This is a genomic window from Pseudomonas sp. ef1, from assembly GCF_007293365.2.
Classification (GTDB): Bacteria; Pseudomonadota; Gammaproteobacteria; order Pseudomonadales; family Pseudomonadaceae; genus Aquipseudomonas; species Aquipseudomonas siliginis.
The window spans coordinates 2,450,261-2,472,075 of record NZ_CM129815.1 but is presented as its reverse complement, the minus strand read 5'-3'; the positions used below and the strand labels follow the sequence as shown (position 1 = coordinate 2,472,075).

Annotated in this window: 20 protein-coding genes, 1 tRNA gene and 1 riboswitch; of the genes, 14 read left to right on the top strand and 7 right to left on the bottom strand. The window is 59.8% G+C overall.

Annotated features, from left to right (window positions below):
- The 3 genes from FEE99_RS11195 to FEE99_RS11185 form a co-directional block, all read right to left on the bottom strand.
- Positions 1–855 (bottom strand): hypothetical protein, encoded by an 855-nt coding sequence (locus FEE99_RS11195; protein WP_041478873.1) that lies wholly within the window; start codon positions 853–855, stop codon positions 1–3.
- Between the two features lies 1 nt (position 856).
- Positions 857–2,101, bottom strand: coding sequence for a glycosyltransferase family 4 protein (locus FEE99_RS11190; protein ID WP_041478874.1), 1,245 nt, complete (start codon positions 2,099–2,101; stop codon positions 857–859).
- Between the two features lie 196 nt (positions 2,102–2,297).
- A complete protein-coding gene (locus FEE99_RS11185; RefSeq protein WP_039760873.1) occupies positions 2,298–2,702 on the bottom strand; it encodes a hypothetical protein in 405 nt (134 codons plus the stop codon).
- Positions 2,703–3,050: 348 nt separating this feature from the next.
- Positions 3,051–3,151, top strand: a riboswitch (guanidine-I (ykkC/yxkD leader).
- A 63-nt stretch (positions 3,152–3,214) separates the two neighbouring features.
- On the opposite strand from FEE99_RS11185, the gene FEE99_RS11180 reads away from it, so the two are divergent.
- The 12 genes from FEE99_RS11180 (at position 3,215) to FEE99_RS11125 (ending at position 17,091) form a co-directional block, all read left to right on the top strand.
- Positions 3,215–4,282: a putative urea ABC transporter substrate-binding protein gene (locus tag FEE99_RS11180; protein WP_041478875.1), complete on the top strand. Its 1,068-nt coding sequence runs from the start codon at positions 3,215–3,217 to the stop codon at positions 4,280–4,282.
- Between the two features lie 18 nt (positions 4,283–4,300).
- Positions 4,301–5,116 carry an ABC transporter permease gene (locus FEE99_RS11175; RefSeq protein ID WP_041478876.1) on the top strand — a complete coding sequence of 272 codons (816 nt, stop codon included), beginning with the start codon at positions 4,301–4,303 and terminating at the stop codon, positions 5,114–5,116.
- The gene (locus FEE99_RS11170) at positions 5,113–5,901 is read left to right on the top strand and encodes an ABC transporter ATP-binding protein (protein WP_041478877.1); all 789 of its coding nucleotides are present in this window, start codon (positions 5,113–5,115) and stop codon (positions 5,899–5,901) included. The genes FEE99_RS11175 and FEE99_RS11170 overlap by 4 nt, the downstream gene beginning before the upstream one ends.
- A 13-nt stretch (positions 5,902–5,914) precedes the next feature.
- On the top strand, positions 5,915–6,640 hold the full coding sequence (locus FEE99_RS11165) for an urea amidolyase associated protein UAAP1 (protein WP_016771290.1): 726 nt from the start codon (positions 5,915–5,917) through the stop codon (positions 6,638–6,640).
- Positions 6,641–6,651: 11 nt separating this feature from the next.
- Complete coding sequence (locus tag FEE99_RS11160) at positions 6,652–7,293, top strand: urea amidolyase associated protein UAAP2 (RefSeq protein WP_041478878.1); 642 nt, start codon at positions 6,652–6,654, stop codon at positions 7,291–7,293.
- A gap of 278 nt (positions 7,294–7,571) precedes the next feature.
- A complete protein-coding gene (gene uca / locus FEE99_RS11155) occupies positions 7,572–11,207 on the top strand; it encodes an urea carboxylase (protein WP_041478879.1) in 3,636 nt (1,211 codons plus the stop codon).
- A 25-nt stretch (positions 11,208–11,232) separates the two neighbouring features.
- On the top strand, positions 11,233–13,005 hold the full coding sequence (gene atzF / locus FEE99_RS11150; RefSeq protein WP_041478880.1) for an allophanate hydrolase: 1,773 nt from the start codon (positions 11,233–11,235) through the stop codon (positions 13,003–13,005).
- 217 nt (positions 13,006–13,222) lie between these two features.
- The gene (locus FEE99_RS11145) at positions 13,223–14,710 is read left to right on the top strand and encodes a sensor domain-containing diguanylate cyclase (RefSeq protein ID WP_041478881.1); all 1,488 of its coding nucleotides are present in this window, start codon (positions 13,223–13,225) and stop codon (positions 14,708–14,710) included.
- Positions 14,703–14,933 (top strand): cysteine-rich CWC family protein, encoded by a 231-nt coding sequence (locus tag FEE99_RS11140; RefSeq protein ID WP_041478882.1) that lies wholly within the window; start codon positions 14,703–14,705, stop codon positions 14,931–14,933. Before FEE99_RS11145 ends, FEE99_RS11140 begins: the two co-directional genes overlap by 8 nt.
- 33 nt (positions 14,934–14,966) lie before the next feature.
- On the top strand, positions 14,967–15,659 hold the full coding sequence (locus tag FEE99_RS11135) for a pseudouridine synthase (RefSeq protein WP_041478883.1): 693 nt from the start codon (positions 14,967–14,969) through the stop codon (positions 15,657–15,659).
- Between the two features lie 316 nt (positions 15,660–15,975).
- Positions 15,976–16,860 (top strand): alpha/beta fold hydrolase, encoded by an 885-nt coding sequence (locus FEE99_RS11130; protein ID WP_041478884.1) that lies wholly within the window; start codon positions 15,976–15,978, stop codon positions 16,858–16,860.
- Between the two features lie 157 nt (positions 16,861–17,017).
- Positions 17,018–17,091: transfer RNA gene (locus tag FEE99_RS11125), tRNA-Gly, on the top strand.
- 145 nt (positions 17,092–17,236) lie between these two features.
- On the opposite strand, the gene FEE99_RS11120 is transcribed toward FEE99_RS11125, so the two are convergent.
- Both FEE99_RS11120 and FEE99_RS11115 read right to left on the bottom strand, forming a co-directional pair.
- The gene (locus tag FEE99_RS11120) at positions 17,237–18,520 is read right to left on the bottom strand and encodes a type II toxin-antitoxin system HipA family toxin (RefSeq protein WP_041478885.1); all 1,284 of its coding nucleotides are present in this window, start codon (positions 18,518–18,520) and stop codon (positions 17,237–17,239) included.
- Positions 18,520–18,816, bottom strand: a complete 297-nt coding sequence (locus FEE99_RS11115; RefSeq protein WP_041478886.1) for a helix-turn-helix domain-containing protein — start codon at positions 18,814–18,816, stop codon at positions 18,520–18,522. Before FEE99_RS11115 ends, FEE99_RS11120 begins: the two co-directional genes overlap by 1 nt.
- A gap of 299 nt (positions 18,817–19,115) precedes the next feature.
- Between FEE99_RS11115 and FEE99_RS11110 the strand changes: the two genes are divergently transcribed.
- On the top strand, positions 19,116–19,325 hold the full coding sequence (locus FEE99_RS11110; RefSeq protein WP_081932519.1) for a transcriptional regulator: 210 nt from the start codon (positions 19,116–19,118) through the stop codon (positions 19,323–19,325).
- A gap of 64 nt (positions 19,326–19,389) precedes the next feature.
- On the opposite strand, the gene FEE99_RS11105 is transcribed toward FEE99_RS11110, so the two are convergent.
- Both FEE99_RS11105 and tam read right to left on the bottom strand, forming a co-directional pair.
- Positions 19,390–19,749, bottom strand: a complete 360-nt coding sequence (locus tag FEE99_RS11105) for a DUF6124 family protein (protein ID WP_064361065.1) — start codon at positions 19,747–19,749, stop codon at positions 19,390–19,392.
- 587 nt (positions 19,750–20,336) lie between these two features.
- Positions 20,337–21,107 (bottom strand): trans-aconitate 2-methyltransferase, encoded by a 771-nt coding sequence (gene tam / locus FEE99_RS11100; RefSeq protein ID WP_143979054.1) that lies wholly within the window; start codon positions 21,105–21,107, stop codon positions 20,337–20,339.
- 176 nt (positions 21,108–21,283) lie between these two features.
- On the opposite strand from tam, the gene FEE99_RS11095 reads away from it, so the two are divergent.
- The gene (locus tag FEE99_RS11095; protein ID WP_016771301.1) at positions 21,284–21,694 is read left to right on the top strand and encodes a low affinity iron permease family protein; all 411 of its coding nucleotides are present in this window, start codon (positions 21,284–21,286) and stop codon (positions 21,692–21,694) included.
- The last annotated feature ends 121 nt before the right edge of the window (positions 21,695–21,815 follow it).

Sequence of the window (21,815 nt, the reverse complement as noted above, 5' to 3'; positions counted from 1 at the left end):
TTACTTCCTTGTAATAACAGCCCGTGAAAGATAACCACTGAGATACTTGAGCATCTCAGGTGCTTCGCGTAATGACGCTAATCCGAGTTTTACGCCACCGTGCCCACCAGCGAAGTCGAAGTTATCCAGATTGATAGCGCAGAAAAAATTCAGTTTGCCGAAATCAAGATTTTCCAAGTCAGTTCTGCTGAACCTTGCCAGTTTCTCGTCAGTCAGCTTTTCCTCCGAAGCCGGGCGAATCAAGCCGTCACAGTTGATCAATCGAGGGGTTCCATCTCGCCGCGGCCAGCCAGTAATGACAAACGTTCTAACCGAATCTTCATTCTTGAAATGCGGTGGAGGTGCATCGAGCCAAATCTCCAGCCCCGGATAATTCTTTAGTTTCACAATCAACTCATCCGGCCAGTTGACGTGCCGATAACCCCGCTCATGGGGTTCGGTGGTTTCTTTCCTGGTAAAAAGTCCGGCGTTCAATTTATAGAGCCGCCAACTTTTGGGGATCGACTCTGCGCGCTGATCCTGGTACCGGTGCAGCCCCGTCCCGGTCCACCAGAAAAGCCCCTTCATAGCAATCGCCAGACACGCTTTCTTGTTCACCATTTCAGGCATGCCTACATAAAACTCAGGGACTAGCGTCTTATCTATATAGGCGCCGCCTAATATCGGCACTTGCTGCATGCTCGCCAGTTTGTTCTGACAAGCTTTCTCGTTTGCCTGGTGAATAGCCGCCGACTCGGCAGATTGTTCTTTGCGAATATAAAATTCCGCTACGCAGTAACAGACATAAAAGAACAATCCATACTTCAACAACCTTTTAAACCACTTGATCGCCTGCTTACGCGACTTCCTGGACATTTCAAACCTCCCGCTCAAACTGCGGAACGGTTGGTATGTCGCTATGCCCGGATATCGCGCTTGCAAAAACCTCAAAATATTGGCTCACGCCCGATTCCACACTGAACCGACCTGCCGTCAACTTCGCGGCGCTGGCAAGACCACCGTACCCACCTGCCGACTTCAAAACCTTGCTTACACTTCTGGCAATTTCTTGATGGTCAAAGAAATCCACCAATATTCCATTAGCCCCCTCGACAATGACTTCCCTTACCGGAGCCGTATCCGACGCAACAACCACACAACCGGACGCCATCGCCTCCAGTAACGACCAGGACAAGACAAACGGATACGTCAAATAGACATGAACTTTCGAACACTGCAGAACCGCTCGATAAGTCTGGTAAGGAAGTTTCCCTGTGAAATGCACTCTGGAGTGATCGAAACTGACCTCCGCCTCCATCCTGCTGCGCCAATCCGGGTACCCGACCGGCTTACTCCCATAACTGACACCGTCACCGCCAACCACGATGATCTGTGCATCTGGACACTCGGCCTGAATAAGCGGGATCGCTCGCATGAAACTGTGAAAGCCGCGATAAGGCTCAAGGTTTCTGGCGACATAGGTAACGATCGGCTGTCCGGCTTTGAGCTCGATTCCATTGGGCAGTCTGACTGCCCCGACTTTCGCCAAGTCAGCACGTTGAATCACACCTTCGTGAATGACCCGAATCGCCGGCCGGTAAGCGGCCGGAAACAGGCTGCGCTGCCACTGCGTAGGCGCGATTGCGATATCGCATTGTTGAATATTCAACAGATGCAGCGAGTTGAGCACTCGCAGCCGTGACGACTCCCTTGCGGCTCGCCGGAATTCAGGGTCGAACCCGCAATCGGCGCCCTGCGCTCGATAGTAATACTCGCAATAGTGAATCAGCGGCGTATCGGCATAGACGTCCTTGGCAAACAGCGTCTCTCCCCATCCGGGATGAGCAAGAATCACGTCTGGCAGATAGCCCGAACGTTTCAGCCTGCCCAGGATTTCAAAAACTTTCTGCCCGTCGATCACCGCTTGTTCGTAGCGGATCAGATACGGGTGAATATTGCCGGGCGCTCGGCTGGTCGCTCGATATCGATGGATTTCCACACCGGCGACGCCCGGTGCAGTGTCCCGACCTATCGCCACAACCTCATCACCGCGCTCCAGCGCCGCCAGCACCACATGACGGAACTGACCGGGAAAATTTTGATGAATAACCAGTAGCTTCATAGTGCTGAACGTCCATTTTTCGCCGCTATCGAGCTGAGGATTGCTCGCCTCGTTCGGCATCCACGAACGCTAACAAACGCCACGAAATGAAACTGTAGGACGCTTCCGGGAATCTCCTAGGAGATGGCCAACGGAACAACTTTTCGCCGGGCAAAAAAAAGCGGCGCTTGATGCGCCGCTTGTTCATTGCAGAGATTTACCAGCGGTTGCCACGGCCGTTGTAGTCACGCCGACCGCTGTGGCGATCATAGTTGCCGCGACCGCGGTGGTCGTTGTCCCAACCGCCGCGACGGTGGCCGTCCCAGCGTCCGCGATCATTGCCGTGCCAGCGACGGCTTTCGTAGTAACGCGGGGCCGGTTGGTAGTGCCGCGGCGCCTGGTAATAACGCGGTTGCTGGTAGTAACGCGGCGCTGGCTGGTAGTAGCGCGGCTGGGTGTAATAGGTGCCGCCGCTGCGGTAATAGGAGCCGCCACCGCTGTAATAGGCCGGTGCGGGTGATGTGTAGACCTCTGACCTGTAGTAGCTGTCTCCATAGGAATAAGGAACGCATCCGCCAAGGGAAAAAAGCATCACGGCAAGCAGTACGATTCGGCGATACATGGCGGCCTCCTGGACCGCGGGTTGGCCACACCAGCGACGCTGGCAGGCGACCGTCAGCAATTGCGTGACTGTCGAAGAATCAGACAGCGATTTCAGAATCTGGTGCGTTCCTGCAACAAGTTGAAACAAGTGATCATGAAATCTTGTTAATCCGCAAATCAACCACCCGTGCCCCCTGAACACGCTGCATGACGGTGCAACCGCGCACCACCACGATGCGCTATCGCGCGCCCCGCTCCCCCGGCAATCCAGCAGATCCCCGCCGCAGAGGCCTCGGCGCGACTTGGCACGTCTCTCGCTTTAGCAAACCCGTGCAGGAGTCATCACAGGTTCGCGGCACCACAATTTGCAATGGCTGACTAGGGTTCCGGCTCGCAATCGCGAGTGGCTGGTCCGAGAGTTGGCGACCTCCAGTTGAGGTTACACGGCGGGACAAAAGCCCGGGAGACAAGCCACCGTTCGCGGTGCCGCGTTGCCTTCCTGTCCGCCCTCGATCAACTGGAGAATCCGCAATGATCCGACTACGTTTCCCCGCCCTGCTCGCCGCCGCCTTCGCCACGCTCATCAGCACGCAATCTTCCGCCGCCCAGAAAGACCACTTCAGCGTGTGCTGGACGATCTACGCCGGCTGGATGCCATGGGAATACGCCGGCAGCCAGGGCATCGTCGACAAATGGGCGAAGAAATACGGGATCAAGATCGACGTCGTGCAACTCAACGACTACGTCGAATCGATCAACCAGTACACCGCCGGCCAGTTCGACGGCTGCACCATGACCAACATGGATGCGCTGACCATTCCGGCTGCCGGCGGCGTTGACAGTACCGCGCTGATCGTCAGCGATTTCTCCAACGGCAACGACGGCATCGTGCTCAAGGGTGAAGGCAAGAAAGTCGCCGACCTCAAGGGCATGGACGTCAATCTGGTCGAGCTGTCGGTCTCCCATTATCTGCTGGCCCGGGCGCTGGACTCGGTGGACCTGACCGAGAAAGACCTGAAAGTGGTCAACACCTCCGACGCCGACATTGCCGCCGCGTTCAACACCGACGACGTCAACGCCGTGACCACCTGGAACCCGATGCTCTCGGATATCAAAGCCAAACCCGGCGTCACCGAAGTGTTCAATTCCAGCCAGATCCCCGGCGAGATCATGGACATGATGGTGGTCAACAGCGCCACCCTCAAAGACAACCCGGCGCTGGGCAAAGCGCTGACCGGGGCGTGGTTCGAAGTGGTCGCTTTGATGAACGCAAAAAATGCCGCGAGCAAAGCTGCGCTGGAACACATGGCCAAGGCCTCTGGCACCGATCTCGCCGGATTCCAGGCGCAACTGGACACCACAAAACTGTTCGCCACGCCGAGCGAAGCACTGAATTTCGCCACCAGCAAACAACTGCCGGACACCATGCGCAAGGTCGCCGAATTCTCCTTCGAGCACGGCCTGCTCGGCGAAGGCGCGAAGGACCCGAGCGCGGTCGGCATGTCCTTCGCCAACGGCGTGACCAGCGGCGACACCGCCAATCTCAAGCTGCGTTTCGATCCGACTTACGTGCAGATGGCCGCCGACGCCAAGCTGTAAGCCACGGAGGATTTGGCCATGCGCCTGATCAATCGCCACCCCGATCGCCCGAGCCGCCTGTTGCTGGTGATCCTGCCGTTCGCGCTGGTGCTGTTCGCCTACTTCACAGGCTCGGCCGAGCGCCTGGCGGACAACCCCAACGACAAACTGCTGCCCAGCGCCGTGCAGATGAGCGATGCGGTAAAACGCCTGGCCTTCAACGCCGACAGCCGCACCGGTGAATACCTGTTGTGGCAAGACACTGCGGCGAGTCTGCGGCGCTTGGCCATCGGCCTCGGCATCGCGGCGCTGGCAGGTCTTTGCCTCGGTATTGCGGCGGGCACCCTGCCGCTGTTCGGCGCGCCGTTGTCGCCGTTGCTGACGGTGCTGTCGATGGTGCCGCCGCTGGCGATCCTGCCGATTCTGTTCATCGTCTTCGGCCTGGGCGAGTTATCGAAAGTCATGCTGATAGTCATCGGCATCACCCCGGCGCTGGCCCGGGATCTGGAACAGCGTGCCCGCGACATTCCGGTCGAACTGCTGATCAAGGCGCAGACCCTGGGCGCCTCGACCTGGACGCTGATGCTGCGCGTGGTCTTGCCGCAGCTGTTGCCGCGCTTGCTGATCTCGCTGCGCTTGATGCTCGGTTCGGCGTGGCTGTTCCTGATTGCTGCCGAAGCGATCGCTTCCACCGATGGCCTCGGCTACCGGATCTTTCTGGTGCGGCGCTACCTGGCGATGGATGTGATCCTGCCCTACGTGGTGTGGATCACCCTGCTCGCCTGGCTGATGGACTGGGGCTTGAAGCAGCTGACCCAGCGCGCTTTCCCTTGGTACGAGGGAGCGGCGAAATGAGCTTCATCACAGTAAAAAACGTCTGGCAGCAGTACGCCGATCAAGTGGTGCTGGAAGGCTTGAACCTGAACGTCAACGAGGGCGAGTTCTGCACCTTGGTCGGCGCCTCCGGTTGCGGCAAATCGACCTTCCTGCGCCTGCTGCTCGGCCAGGAAAGCGCCAGTCGCGGGGAGATTCTGCTCGACGGCCAGCCGCTGGCCGGCGAACCGGATGCCAGCCGTGGCGTGGTCTTTCAGCGCTACTCGGTGTTCCCGCATCTGAGCGTGCTCGACAACGTCGCCCTCGGTCTCGAATTGCCGCGTGCGCCCTTGCTTGGTCGGCTGTTCGGCAACGCCAAACGCGAGGCCCGCGAACAGGCGGCAGCACTGCTGAGCAAAGTCGGCCTCGGCCATGCGCTGGACAAATACCCGGCACAGCTGTCCGGCGGCATGCAGCAACGCTTGGCCATCGCTCAGGCGCTGATCATGAAGCCGCGCGTGTTGTTGCTCGACGAGCCGTTCGGCGCGCTCGATCCGGGCATCCGCAAAGACATGCACGCGCTGCTGCTGGAGCTGTGGCGCGAGACGCAACTGACGGTGTTCATGGTCACCCACGACCTGTCGGAAGGCTTCAGCCTGGGCACGCGCCTGCTGGTGTTCGACAAGGTGCGCCTCGACCCGCACGCCCCCGGCGCCTATGGCGCCCGCATCACCTACGACATCCCGTTGAACAGCGACCGCCGCGCCCAACGCGCCGCCGTCGAGGCCCTGCCGCTGCCGCTGGCGGGCACCCTTCGCACTGCTTGAGAGGACTGCTGCAATGACTGATTCAATCCAACTTTTCCCACCCTTCGCTGAGGAAATGCTGCCGGGCGGCGGCCACCGTTCGTTCGTGCTCAAGCGCGGCCAATTGCTGCGCCTGACCGACCTGCGCGGCGGCGCCAATGTCAGCCTGACCTTGCTCAATGCCAATGAAAAAACGGAGCGGCTGAACCTGCCCGACAGCCTCAAATGCCAACACACCGCCAAGCTCACTGCCGGCCACTGCCTGTACTCGGACATGGGTCGCGTACTCGCCGCGATCACCGCCGACACCTGCGGTTGGAGCGACAGCCTCGGCGGCGTGCTGTGCGCACAGGAAGTCGCCGAAAAGTACGGTCAGGGCCGCTACCAGGAACTGCGCAACGGCTTCTTTCGCAACGGCACCGACAACCTGCTGGTGGAACTCGGCAAGTGGGGCCTGGGCCTGTCCGACCTGCTGATGACCCTGAATCTGTTCAGCCGTGTGAACGTCGATGAGGCCGGGCGTTTCCACTTCGTCGAGGGCAATTCGAAGGCCGGCGACTACATCGAGTTGTATGCGCCGATGGACACCCTGGTGGTGCTCACCGCCCTGCAACATCCGATGGACCCGTCACCCGAATACGCTCCGAAACCCTTGAAGCTGAGCTGGATGAACGCCGACGCCAGCGTCGCCGAACACTGCCGCACTTCGCGCCCGGAAAACGAGCGCGGCTTCATCAACACCGACCGTTTGTTCGCCTGAGGATCGCAGCCATGTCACTCGCAATCGCCACTTCGCACAAGCAAGCCGACAGCGCGATCTACCGCGCCACCATTCCCGCCGGCGAGCCCTGGCTGATGGAGGTCAAGGCCGGGCAGACCTTGCGCATCCTGGATCTGGAAGGCAATCAGGCCGTCGACACCTTGTTCTACAGCCTCGCCAACCCCAAGGAGCGCTACGACGTGCAACGCACCTTGCGCCGGCAGAACAGCGTCTACTTGAGCACCGGCAGCGTGCTGTATTCCAACCTCGGCCAGCCGATGCTGACCATCGTTGCCGACACCTGCGGGCGCCATGACACCCTCGGCGGCGCCTGCGCGCAAGAGAGCAACACCGTGCGCTACGCCCTGGAAAAACGCTACATGCACAGCTGCCGCGACAACTACCTGCGCGCCTGCGTCCACGACGGCCGATTGAGCAAAGGTGACATCGGGCCGAACATCAATTTCTTCATGAACGTGCCAGTGACGGCGGATGGCGGGCTGACTTTCGAGGACGGTATTTCCGCGCCGGGCAAGTATGTCGACTTGCGCGCCGAGATGGACGTGATCGTGCTGATTTCCAACTGCCCGCAGTTGAACAACCCGTGCAATGCCTACAACCCGACCCCGGCGGAGTTGCTGGTATGGAACTGACCATCAGCCGTTTACGCCGTTGGCTCTTTGCCCTGTGCCAGGCGCGTTCCGGGCAGTGCCTGAAACGTTCAAGGCACTGATAGTCCTGTGGGAGCTGGCTTGCCAGCGATTGCGGTGTTTCAGTCACCAACAATGTTGGATGTGCCGACCTCATCGCTGGCAAGCCGGCTCCCACAGGAGTTTGCGGTGAGTTTGAGTGATGTTTTTTCCATCCGGGACGGCCCGGATGTCTGTCGAAAAACAGCGGGACGGCCCGCTCCCCCTTCAGGGGTTATGCCATGTTCGAAAAAATCCTCATCGCCAACCGTGGCGCGATTGCCTGTCGCATCCTGCGCACGATCAACGTGCTGAAGGCCCAAGGCGTCGCCGTGTACTCAGAAGCCGATGCTGCCAGCCTGCACATCTCCCAGGCCGCCGAAGCGTACAGCCTCGGCGAAGGCGCGGCGTCCGCGACGTATCTGGCCGTCGATAAAATCCTCGCTATCGCCAAACAAAGCGGCGCCACGGCGATTCATCCCGGCTACGGATTTCTCTCGGAAAACGCAGCGTTCGCCGAAGCCTGCGAAGCGCAGGGCATCGCCTTCATCGGCCCGACGCCGGAGCAATTGCGGGTGTTCGGCCTCAAGCACACTGCTCGCGCATTGGCCAGACAGCACGGCGTACCGATGCTCGAAGGCACCGACCTGCTCGACAGCCTCGATTGCGCGCTGAGCGCCGCCGAACAGGTCGGCTACCCGGTGATGCTGAAAAGCACCGCTGGCGGCGGTGGCATCGGCATGCGCGTGTGCCGCAGCGCCAGTGAATTGAGCGAATCATTCGAAGCGGTGAAACGCCTCGGTCAGAACAACTTCAGCGACGCCGGGGTGTTCATCGAGAAGTACATCGAACGCGCGCGGCATCTGGAAGTGCAAGTGTTCGGCGACGGCTGCGGTGAAGTCATCGCTCTCGGTGTGCGCGACTGTTCGGTGCAGCGGCGCAACCAGAAAGTCCTCGAAGAAACCCCGGCGCCGAACCTGCCCGAAGGCATGGCCGATGAGCTGTGCGCGGCAGCGATCAAACTGGCGCAAGCGGTGAATTATCGCAGCGCCGGCACCGTCGAATTCGTCTTCGACAGCGAGGCCCAGCGCTTCTATTTTCTCGAAGTGAACACGCGCTTGCAGGTCGAGCACGGCGTCACCGAGCAGGTGTGGAACGTAGATCTGGTGCGCTGGATGATCGAACTGGCCGCCGGTGATCTGCCGCCGCTGAACGAGTTGTATCAAGGCCTGGAACCGCAGGGCCATGCGATTCAGGCACGTCTGTACGCGGAAGATCCGGGGCGTGATTTCCAGCCGAGCCCGGGCCTGCTGACCGCTGTGCAGTTTCCGCCAGCCAACGGCGTTGAGTTGCGCATCGATACCTGGGTCGAGGCCGGTGTGGAAATTCCGCCGTATTTCGACCCGATGATTGCCAAGCTCATCGCTTGGGCGCCGAGCCGCGAACAGGCTCGCGCCGAACTCCATCAGGCACTGGGCGATAGCCTGCTGTATGGCGTGGAAACCAACCGCGATTACCTGCGGCAGATTCTCCTCGATACTCCATTCGCCAGCGGCCAGCCGTGGACCCGTTGCCTGGAAAATCTGCTCTATCACGCCAACACCTTCGAAGTGCTCAGCGCCGGCACGCAGACCAGCGTGCAGGACTATCCCGGCCGCCTCGGCTATTGGGCCGTCGGCGTGCCTCCGTCGGGGCCGATGGACAGCCGAGCACTGCGTCTGGGTAATCGCCTGCTCGGCAATGAACAAGGCGCAGCCGCGCTGGAAATCACCATGAGCGGGCCGATCCTGCGCTTCAATTGTGACGCGGTGGTCGCGGTGACCGGCGCGCCGATTGCCTTGACCCTTGACGCTGAACCGGTGCCGATGAACACCGCGCTGCTGATCCCGGCCGGCGCGACATTGCAACTGGGCAGCATCAGCGGCGCCGGCGCGCGCAGTTATCTGTGCCTGCGCGGCGGCGTGCAGGTGCCGGATTATCTGGGCAGCAAAAGTACCTTTACCCTCGGCCAGTTCGGTGGGCATGGCGGGCGCGCGTTGAGGGCCGGTGATGTCTTGCATGTGCCGGCATTGGCCGACCACAGCGCCGGCCAGCAACTGGCCGAACAGCACATCACTGCGCTGCCGAGCGTGCGCCAGATCCGGGTGATCTACGGTCCGCACGGCGCGCCGGAATACTTCAGCGAAAACTACATCGCCACGTTCTTCGCGACCCAGTGGGAAGTACACTTCAACTCCAGCCGCACCGGCGTGCGCCTGATCGGGCCGAAGCCTGAGTGGGTGCGTGAGGATGGCGGTGAAGCGGGTCTGCACCCGTCAAACATCCATGACAATCCGTATGCGATTGGTGCGGTGGATTTCACCGGGGACATGCCGGTGATTCTCGGCCCGGATGGCCCGAGCCTGGGTGGGTTCGTCTGCCCGGTGACGGTGATTGAGGCCGATCTGTGGCAGCTGGGGCAGCTCAAGGCGGGCGATAAAATTCAGTTCATCCCCGTCGACCTCGGCACCGCCCGCGATCTCGCCCTGAAATGGGATGCCCCCTGTGGGAGCTGGCTTGCCAGCGATGGTGCCCGATCTGACACCGCATCAACTTCATCGCTGGCAAGCCAGCTCCCACAAGGGATTGTGTCGCCTGTGGTTCTTGAGTTGGGTCAGGGGGATCGGCGGCTTGTCGGGAGGGTTTCTGGCGACACTCATTTACTGCTGGAGATCGGCGCGCCGGAGCTTGATCTGGTCCTGCGCTTTCGCGCCCACGCGCTGATGCAGGCGCTGGAAAGCCAGGCCCTGCATGGGGTGATCGACCTCACCCCGGGCATTCGCTCGCTGCAAGTGCACTACCAGCCCGAGCAACTGCCGCTGGCCGATCTGCTCGGCATCGTCGCTGGCGAATGGGACGCGGTGTGCGCCGCCAAGGACTTGCAGGTGCCTTCGCGCATCGTGCACTTGCCGCTGTCGTGGGACGACCCGGCCTGTCAGTTGGCGATCGACAAATACATGACCACCGTGCGCAAGGACGCGCCGTGGTGCCCGAGCAATCTGGAGTTCATCCGGCGCATCAACGACCTGCCCAACCTCGACGAAGTGCAGCGCACGGTGTTCGATGCGAGCTATCTGGTGATGGGCCTTGGCGACGTCTATCTCGGCGCTCCGGTGGCCACGCCGCTCGACCCGCGTCATCGTCTGGTGACCACCAAGTACAACCCGGCACGCACCTGGACCGCCGAAAATTCGGTCGGCATCGGCGGGGCCTACATGTGTGTGTACGGCATGGAAGGCCCGGGCGGTTATCAGTTTGTCGGGCGCACCCTGCAGATGTGGAATCGCTATCGCGAAGTCGCCGCGTTCGACGGCAAACCGTGGCTGCTGCGCTTCTTCGATCAGATCCGTTTCTACCCGGTCAGCGCCGAAGAACTGCTGCGCATTCGCCGCGATTTCCCGTTGGGGCGCTTCGATCTGAACATCGAACACAGCCAACTCAAGCTCGCCGACTATCAGGCATTTCTCAGTCAGCAAGCCGCGGGCATCAGCGCCTTCCGCGCGCAGCAACAGGGCGCGTTCAAGGCTGAACGCGAACGCTGGATCGCCAGCGGCCAAGCGCATTTCGACAGTGAAGAAGCCGTGCCTGACGCCAGCGAAGAAGCACCGCTGGAAAGCGGTGAACACAGCGTCGACAGCCACATCGCCGGCAATCTCTGGCAGGTGCAGGTCGAGGCCGGCCAGCGTGTCGCGGCGGGCGACGTGCTGGTGATTCTCGAGTCGATGAAGATGGAAATCCCTGTGCTCGCGCCGCTGGCCGGTGTGGTGCGAGAGATCCGCGTGCAACCCGGTTCGGCGGTGCGCGCCGGACAACGGGTGGTGGTGCTGGAACTCGACTGAAGCCATTTTTTATAAGGATCAACCGATGAATCTGCAACTCGATGCACTGCGCCAGGCCTATCGCAATGGCGACACCACACCGCGCCAGCTGCTGCTGCAACTGCGCGAAAAAGCCGCTGCGCTGAATCCCGACTATCACCTGTTCATTCACTTGCTCAGCGTCGATGAACTGGAGACGTATCTGGCCGCCCTCGACGGTCGTGACCTCGACAGTCTGCCGCTGTATGGCGTGCCGTTCGCGATCAAGGACAACATCGATCTGGCCGGCATTCCCACCACCGCTGCATGCCCGGCGTTTGCCTATGTGCCGCAGCAGTCGGCCACCATCGTCGAGCAACTGTTGGCGCTGGGGGCGATTCCGCTGGGCAAGACCAATCTCGATCAGTTCGCCACCGGCCTCAATGGCAGCCGCTCGCCTTATGGTGCGTGCCCGAACAGCGTGCTGGCGGAGTATCCGTCCGGCGGTTCCAGTGCGGGTTCATCGCTGGCGGTAGCGCTGGGTGTGGCGAGTTTTGCCTTGGGCACTGACACCGCCGGTTCCGGGCGGGTGCCGGCGGCGCTGAATAATCTGGTGGGATTGAAGGCGAGCAAAGGCCTGATTTCCACCGCTGGCGTGCTGCCGGCGTGCCGCACGCTGGACTGCGTAACCACTTTCACCGCCACTGCTCGCGAGGCCAGTCAGTTGCTGGCGTTGACGGCCAGACACGATCCTCGCGATGAGTACAGTCGAGGCAACCCGGCATGGAATGACGGCTCGGCATTTGGCGCGCCACGGCCGTTTCGCTTCGGCGTGCCACGGGCGCAGGACCTTGAATTTTTCGGCTGCAACGAGGGGCCACAGTTGTTCGCAGCGGCCATCGAACGGCTCAAGGCTTTGGGCGGCGAGGCAGTCGAATTCGATCTGTCGCCGTTTCTCGAAGCAGCGCGTCTGCTCTACGACGGGCCGTGGGTCGCCGAGCGTTACAGCGTCGCCGGTGAGCTGCTGGAGCAGAATCCCGAAGCGGTGCTGCCGGTGATCCGAGCGGTGCTGGCCAAAGCTCCGGCAGTGACCGGCGTGCAAACCTTCCGCGCGCAATATCGATTGCAGGCACTGAAGGCCCTCTGCGACGAGGCCCTGGAAAATCTTGACTGCGTGTTGACACCGACTATCGGCCGTCCGGTGACCCTGGCCGAGCTTGAGGCCGAGCCGGTGCTGCGCAATTCCGAACTCGGCTATTACACCAACTTCATGAACCTGCTCGACTACGCCGCCGTCGCCGTGCCGACCGCGTTCATGGACAATGGTTTGCCGTGGGGCGTGACGTTGTTCGGACGGGTATTTACCGACCAGTATCTGTTGAGCGTGGCCGATGCCTTGCAGCGCCAGCAGGACAGCGCCCTGCCAGCTCCGGCGAACGCTGCGCGCAACGACCGCGCTCGATTGGTGGTGTGTGGCGCGCATCTGCAAGGGCTGGCGCTGAACTGGCAACTGACCCAGCGTGGCGGGCGTTTGCTGGAAACCACGTTCAGTTCGCCGGACTATCGACTGCACGCCCTGGCCGGTGGACCACCGCTGCGTCCGGGGATGGTACGAGTCAAGGACGGCGGCGTGGCGATTGCCGTGGAGGTCTGGGAGTTGCCGAGCAGCGAGCTGGGCTCGTTTCTCACCGGGATTCCGGCGCCGCTCGGGTTGGGCAAGGTGCAACTGGCGGATGGGCGCTGGGAGAGCGGGTTTATCTGCGAGCCGTATGGCCTGGAGGGTGCGGTGGATATCAGTCATTTGGGGGGATGGCGGGCATACCTCAAAACCCTGGCCTGAATCTGTCGACCTGTGGGAGCGAGCCTGCTCGCGAATGCGGTATGTCATTCAACATGGATGTGGCTGACCCACCGCCTTCGCGAGCAGGCTCGCTCCCACAGGTTCTGGCGCACCACCTCCGAATAAAAGAACGACCATTCACGCCGCACAGGGAGCAGTTATTTGCGCGCAGTGCCACTAGAATGCATCCCATCGGGCCACTGCCAACGGATCTGCCATGCCGCTTCGTTCTCCCTTGTACTCGCAACGTTCACTGGTGCTCACGTTGGTCGCCCTGCTCGGCGCCGGGTTTCTCGCCACCTCGCTGTTGAGCTATTTCGCTTCCCGCGAGTCGATCCGCGACAACATCGTCAACACTGAACTGCCACTGACCTCCGACACGGTCTATTCGGAAATCCAGAAAGATCTGGTCCGGCCGATCCTGATTTCCTCGATGATGTCCCGTGACACGTTCATGCGCGACTGGGTGGTCAACGGCGAGCAGAATCCCGAGCAGATGACCCGCTATCTCGACGAGGTCATGACCCATTACGGCGCCTACACGGCGTTCTTCGTTTCCAATGCCACGCTCACCTACTACCACGCCAAAGGCGTGCTCAAGCAGGTCAAAGTCGATGAGCCGCGCGACACCTGGTACTTCCGCGTGCGCGACATGCAGGACCCGTACGAGATCAACGTCGACCCGGATCTGGCCAACAAGGACAACCTGACGTTCTTCATCAACTACAAGGTCTACGACTACCACAACCGCTTCATCGGCGCCGCGGGCGTGGGCCTGACCGTGGACGCGGTGATCAAGCTGATCGACAAGTATCAACAGCGCTATCAACGCAGCGTGTACTTCGTCGACACCTTCGGCCGTCTTGTCCTGACCGGTGCCGAGGGTGGTCCGGAAGGCGCGCACATCGGCCAGAGTCTTGGCGAACTGGAGAGCATGAAAAGTCTGGTCAGCCAGTTGCCCAAGCCGCACAGCGGCAGCTACGAATACTCCACCCACGGCCAGGGGCATTTTCTCAACGTGCGGTTTATCCCCGAGTTGAACTGGTATCTGTTTGTCGATAAACGCGAAGACGGCGCGCTGAGCGAGATCCGCCAGTCGCTGTATCTCAATCTGCTGATCTGCCTGCTGGTGACGTTGATCGTGCTGGCCTTGCTCAATCGAGTGATCAAGCGCTTCCAGGCGAAGATTCAGGCGCACGCCACCCTCGACAGTCTCACCGAATTGCCGAACCGACGCGGCTTCGACATCCTCGCTGCGCAAGCGCTGCACGAGGCCCAGCGGGAAACCAAGCCGCTGACCGCGTTGCTGCTCGACCTCGACCACTTCAAAGCCTTGAACGACACCTACGGGCACATGGCTGGCGACCAGGTATTGATCGGTTTCGCCCGCGACCTGCAAAGTTGCCTGCGTCACGCCGATATCGTCTGCCGCTGGGGCGGTGAAGAGTTCATCGTTCTGTTGAAAGACACCGACGGCGAGACCGGGCAGAAAATCGCCGAGAAAATCCGTCAACACGTCGAGCAACACGAATATGCCTACGATGGCCACAGCCTGCATCTGACCGTGAGCATCGGCGCCACCACCGTGCAACGCGATGACACTTTGCACACCCTGCTGTCGCGGGCCGATCATGCGATGTACCGCGCCAAGCAAACCGGGCGCAACCGCACCTGCATGGAAATGCCGCACTCGACCTATGCCTGATAACGACGTCAAACCCGACCACTGCCCGGCCTGCGGCGCCCGCAACGATTGCAGCCTCGCCGACCCGCGCACCGCCGACCGCGAATGCTGGTGCTATGGCGTAACCATCGACCCGGCGGTGCTCGAAGCGCTGCCGGCCGCGCTGCGCAATCAAGCCTGCCTGTGCCCGCGTTGCGCCCAGGTCGAAGCGCAGTTGCAAGCAGACCGGCGGCCGATCCCGTAAGATGCGCGGCCCTTTGTCCGTTGAATCCTGACCATGCGCGTCGACCGCTTCCTCAGCAATCTGCCCCGCTACAACCGTCAGCAGGTTCGCCTGTTGCTGGTGGAAAAGCGCGTGCGGATTGACGGAAAGATCGTCAGCGACCCGCACAGTGATGTGCTGGAATTCAGCCGGGTCGAAGTTGACGATGAGGTGCTGCAAAGCGGTAAGCCGGCGCGCTATTTCATGCTGCACAAACCGCCGGGCTGCGTCAGCGCTACCCGCGATCCGCAGCATGCGACCGTGCTCGACCTGCTCGATGAACCGCACAAGGACGATCTGCACATCGCCGGGCGTCTGGATTTCAACACCACCGGGCTGATGCTGATCACCAATGACGGCGCCTGGTCGCGGCGCCTGACGCAGCCGCAAACCAAACTGGCGAAGGTCTATTACGTCGAAACCGAACAGGACATCGACCCGAGCTACGCGCTGAAATTTGCCGAGGGCATCTACTTCGCTTTCGAAGATCTGACCACGCAACCGGCGCAGCTTGAGCTGCTCGGCCCACGCTCGGCACGGCTGAGCATCGTTGAAGGCCGCTACCATCAGGTCAAGCGCATGTTTGGGTTCTTCAACAACAAAGTCCTGCGCCTGCACCGCGAATCCATGGGCAAACTGACCCTCGATCACGCGCTAAAACCGGGCGAGTACCGCGCTTTGCGCACCGAAGAGATTCATTTGTTCTAAGCCGGCGACCGCTCAGCCGAAGTTGTCGAACAATTCGCCGACGGCACTTGCGTGATCCTGAGTCCCCTGCTTGAATCAGGACGTCGGCCGAAATGTGACCGATGAGTCACCACATACTTCCAAGAAACTTTTTGTCGGTCGTCTGCCCTCAAGGGCTGCGCCTCAGCCGGCAATCTGCCCGCCAATAACAACACCCGTCGACCTGCCGTACCGGATCGACATGGGCCAGCAAATTTCAGGCGTATGCCTACCTGTCACAAAGCTCGTGCAATCTCGATTGCGCGCATACCCGCTTGCTTGCCAGGAGTCTTATGACATGAGGCCAGAAATCGCTGTGCTGGATATACAGGGTCAGTATCGGGTTTACACGGAGTTCTATCGCGCAGACGCCGCAGAAAAGACCATCATTCTGGTCAACGGCTCGATGGCCACGACTGCGTCGTTTGCACAGACCGTGAAAAACCTGCACCCGCAATTCAACGTGGTCTGCTACGACCAGCCCTACGCGGGTCGGTCAAAAGCCCACAACCGGCATGAGAAACATCTGACGAAGGAAGTCGAAGGGCAGATTCTGCTGGAGCTGATCGACCACTTCGCCGCCGAACACGTGCTGTCGTTCTCCTGGGGTGGCGCCGCCACTCTGGTCGCCCTCGCCCAGCAGCCCCGGCGCATCGAAAAAGCCGTGATCAGCTCGTTCTCCCCGGTGATCAATGCGCACATGCTCGATTACCTTGAGCGCGGCGTCGATTACCTCGGCAGCCGCGACGGCGATCGGGTCGGCCATCTGGTCAACAACACCATCGGCAAACACCTGCCGTCGCTGTTCAAGCGCTTCAACTATCGCCACGTCAGCAGCCTCGCCGAGCATGAATACGGACAGATGCATTTTCATATCAACGACGTGCTGCACAGCGATCGCCAGTGCTATCTGAATGCGGCGAAAAAGATCAACGTGCCGGTGCTGTTTCTCAACGGCGAATGGGACGAATACACCGCCGCCGAGGATGCGCGACTGTTCGGCAACCACGTTGCCCACAGCAGCTTCACCACCCTGCAAGCCACCGGACACTTTCTCGACATGGAGCACAAGGCCGCCTGCCGCGACAGCCAGAACGCCCTGCTCGGCTTTCTGAAACCTGCGCCGCAAGCCAGCCGAACGCGCTACTCGTTTGTGCAGGATCAACATGCCCTGGCCATTTGAAACAGCGTCATCGCGGGCAAGGCTGCAAGCTTGAAGTGCCTGCTGCACCGGCGCAGCCCTTGCTCGCGATCGACCGATTTCTGCGTGGCAAAGCCCTCGCAGAGAAAAGAAAACTTCAAATCCGTGGCCGAGTCTGGTACAAAGTCAGCCGCTCTGAGCGGGTATAGTTTAGTGGTAGAACGAAAGCTTCCCAAGCTTTAGATGAGGGTTCGATTCCCTCTACCCGCTCCACCGAATATTGATCTCGCGTTGTGTTGTCTGACGGGGGATGCAGAAATGAAAAACCGGCCTTGATGGCCGGTTTTTTTGTGTCTGGAAGTTGAAGCGTGTTGGCGGTGAAGACTTCCAGAAGATCGCTGAGCCCCTCCTCCCCGGATTACTTCTCGAAATCCTGATGCAGCCTCGCCAGTACATTGAAGATCGGCTTCCCGGCTTTGTGCGGGACATTCAATCGAGTGAATACCTTCTTCCAGTCGGCGAGCGCAGCGAGAGTCTGCTCGATGTATTCCTCGGCCTTGAGGTATTTGTAATCCTTGCAGATCTCAATGATTCGCTTGCGCGTAGGCGTGCCGGGAGTGCGGCCACCGAAGTCAGTGGTGTGCTCGCCCATGGCGTTTGCGAAAGTCAGGTCGTATGCCGGGGACAGCGTCCAGGTTTCTTTCTCGCCTTTTTTTTCAGGATTGTGGCAGAGAAAGGCAAAGTTCTTCGCATGGTCGTCATGGTTGTGAGACAGCGCATTGAAGATCATTAACCTGGCCATCTTTTCCACTTCGACGGAGCTTCTGGTCAACACCTGAGTGAGCTTGAGCAGGTTCGGGTAGTCGATGGATGACAATGCGCGGTAGTCCGCGTACATGAGCGCCGAGACGGTCATCATGTGAATCTTGCGCTCGCCGTCGCGGTCGAAGCGCTTGGTTGCGAAGAAACGCTCAACCTCGCCGCCAGGCATCTGCACATCCAGAAGATCCGATTCAGCCATGGTCACTCCGGCGGCACGAGCCATCTCGGCATAGGCGAGTTCAATGCCGCCGGTTTCAATCGGTTCGTACAATGCCCTGAACTTCACGATCCAATGTGCATAGCCCTCGGGCAGGGCATCAAAGGCCGAAATTGCGTGTTTTTTGTCGGCAGACAGCGCCACGATTGCCTTCGGTCGTGCGCCCCCCGGTGAGCCACCGGCCAGTCGCAATTTGGTAAGCACAGCAGGGGTCTCACCCTCTTGAACTTCGATTGAAGCTTCGTAGAGTAGGCAAATATCCAAAGGGCCTGTGAGCTCTGTTTTTTCCGCCTTCGGCTGATATTCAAACGCCCCCATACTGCGCTCGCCCATATAAGCAAGGCGATCAAGCGCTGTGAGGGTAAGGTGGGTGCCGTCACCGAAGGTGCTGTCGAAATATCGATCCATCAGCAGCATGCCCCAGCCGTCAGGCAGTGAATCGGCGAACGGTCCGTGTAGCCCTTCGAAGAGGCTGGTGTTCCTGGCCAACTGGGGCTTTTCGTCCCAAGCCATTGTCAGCGGCGAAAGATTGTAGCCAGTGGCAAGCCAACCCGGATCGTAAGCGAAGTAAATCCCCCGGCCCGCGACTCTGACCAGCTCACCAACCTTGGCGCCCTCTTTCAAAACATCCAGCGCTTCTGTGTGTTTGAAAGGCTTGATCATCAGCGCATCCCTCTCTTGCGCCTGGCATTCTTCAGCTCATCCAGCGAGCTCGGTTGCTCTGGTTTGAACAGCTTGGTCACAGCGTTGACTTCATCAAGCGCAGTGGCTATCAGGATCAAAGCCTCCAACGTCACGAGGCCGGTCGCTTCGAATCGCTTGATGGTGGATTCGGAAACCCCCGCCTTTTCTGCGAGCGTCTTGCGGGAAAGGTTTTTGGAGAGCCGCAGGATTTTGGCGTTTTCTCCGACATTTCTAGCGATCTCAGCCGGCGAGTGAAGCAAATGCATGAATGACATGGCAAACCCTTCCAATTCTTAAGGATCTTAATAGAGCCATTGTAGCCATCTAACCTCCCTTAAGGATCAGATATGACCATTTTTGAAAAATTTCACTAATTTCGTAAAGCAATAGAGATCTTCTGATTGCTACACAGCTGACATTGAGGATTACGCGGTTGGGTCACGCGTGGCCGCTTTTGTCACCGCGAATCTGACTCTCCGCAATGCAGTCATATTTGGCAACGTAATGATGAACACAGCGTTTGTTGTGCCGTTCAAGATCGCCGCTCATGTGGTTACCAAAGCGGACATCATTTATGGACATCAAACCCATTCGGAGCACTGAAGACTTGTCCGCAGCATTGCTGCGTATCGAGCAGATTTGGGGCGCTGAGATGAACTCGCCGGAAGGCGATGAATTGGAAATTCTCGCTCGGCGGGTGGGCGAGTATGAGGAGCAGCAATTCCCGATTCCCCCTTCCGAGCCCTTTCAAGAGGACAAACCTGGTATTGATCAGCGGTTTTGACGCTGCACTAGCCGAAAAACCGGTCGCAACGACCGGTTACTTTTTACTCGGAAATCAGCGCCGGCTAACCCACCGGCACCACATGATCCAGCACCTGATTCACCGCCAGCTCGCCCAGCATGACGACCTGGGCTATACCGAGCAGGGTTTTGCGCTGGCTGCCGTCGAGCAAGGCGGCGAAGTCGCCGAGCATGACGCTGGCCGAGCCGAGGAACTCGCTGGCGTTGACCAATAGCGACTCGGTGTCGGTGCCTGGATTAACCATGAACATGCTGCTGGCCTGGTACGGCGGTGAGCTGGTTTTTGGTGGGATGAGATAGTGGTCGAGGGCGCGTTCGGCGGCTTCGTGGAGTTTTTTCGAATCGAGGGACTCGTACGGAGAAGCCGGATCGGTTTCCGGCGGATTTGGCGTTACTTTGAACACGGGGCGGTACCTTTCATTTGAGCCGCATCCACCACGCTACTAAACGGGAGGGTGGCGGCTGTACGCAAGTTAGTAGACCGGACCCATCCCCCATCCGGCGCACCCGAAGGCGCCATGCGCACAGCCACCATAAAATACAGGCACGCGCCTGATTCAACGGAACTCGTGCAACCGTTACGAGGAGGACATTACCGGGCTACTAAACCCGATCACTGGAAATCAGTGACGCGAACCAAGTTACCGACCGCCCTCCAGGCGCACAAGCCGGCGGATTCTGGCGTACCAGTAGGCAGCGGCGCAAGGATTTGTAGGCATCGGGACGCAACGTGATTCAACTTTAAACAGCCATAGCGCACCACGTGTAAAAGCCTGGAAAACAGAAGGAAATTTCCGACGAGCTCAGCGTGAACGAGTTGAAAGGATGCCAGAGGACGATGATGTTGGCGGTGCAGCGGTGATCGGGTTTCTGCGCCAATAAGCCCCTCACCCTAACCCTCTCCCGAGGGAGAGGGGACCGACCGTGTTGCGTTCAATAGATGCGCCGACCAGAGATAACGTGGCGAACCCAAGGAACCCGGAGGCGTAACTCAGCGGGTCGCAACAATGAACAAACGTGGAAACGGCAACAGCACCGAGCTGTCAGCCAAGGCCGGATAAGCCTTGGCAACTTCCGCCAGATACCGCTGCAGATACTGCGCCCGCTCCTCCTCGGTCAATGGGCTCAGGAATGGAATCAACCCGCTACCCTTGAACCACTTCACCACCCCCGCTGCACCATCGCGAAGTTGATGGTGATAGGTGGTGCGCCACACATCGACCCGCGCGCAGTGCGGCCGCAGCATTGAAAAATACTCACTGGCACTGGCCATGTCGGTGCGCTGCCCGGCAGCGTCTGCGAGCTTGCTCGCCCACGGCCCATTGGCGGCGACTTCACGCATCAAGCGGTGGGACGGTTCGTTGAGGTTGTCCGGCATCTGGATCGCCAGGCTGCCACCATCTGAAAGTTTGCTCGCCAGGGCTGGCAGCAACGATGCGTGATCAGGCACCCATTGCAGCACCGCATTGGCGAAGATCACATCGAACGGACCTTCGTCAGCCCATTTATCGACCTCGGCCACCTGAAACTGCACGTCAGGCAAGCGCTTGCGCGCGGCGGCAATCATGTCCGCCGAACTGTCGAGGCCACTGACGCTCGCCTCGGGAAAACGCTGCACCAGCAATTCGGTGGAATTGCCCGGTCCGCAACCAATGTCCACCACCGCTCGGGCCTGCGCCGTGGGTATCGCCGCCAACAGATCACGGGCCGGGCGGGTGCGTTCATCTTCGAAAGCGACGTATTGCTTGGCAGACCAACTCATTGCGTTCTCCTGTCGGGGCATGGCTTGAAACCGGGAAGTGCAGCTGCCCATACCATACAGCGATAAGGCCGATGAGCTCGCCTCGCCTCCGGCGTCCCGCCCGGTTATTTGTAATTAGAATTTTCAGCACAACGCCGATGTCTGAATTTCAAGCTCCCAAAACAAGGACTTCCATCATGAAATTCGCAAAGATTGCCCAGAAACTTGCCCTGTGGGCCGGTAGCCCGAAGACGTTCATGGGGGCGTTGATTCTGATCGGGCTGTGGGGGTTGAGCGGGCCGATTTTTGGTTACAACGACACGTGGCAGCTGATCATCAATACCTCGACGACGATCATCACGTTCCTGATGGTGTTCCTGATTCAGAACACGCAGAACCGCGATACCGACATTCTGCATTTGAAACTCGATGAGCTGTTGCGAGTGAACAAGGAAGCGCAGAACGCGATGCTCGGGCTGGAAGCGCTGGACTTGAAGCAACTTGAAGCGCTGCGCCGGCATTACCGCGCGTTGGGTGAAAATCAGGTGTTTGATCTTGAGGGGCTGGGCGACAAGAGCAAGCCAAAGCAGGATTTGAATGAGTGCTGAGCAAGTAAACACACCCTGTGGGAGCGAGCCTGCTCGCGAAGATGGCGGGTCAGTCAAAACATCATTGACTGACACACCGCTTTGGCGAGCAGGCTAGCTCCCACAGGGGAAGCATCGCATT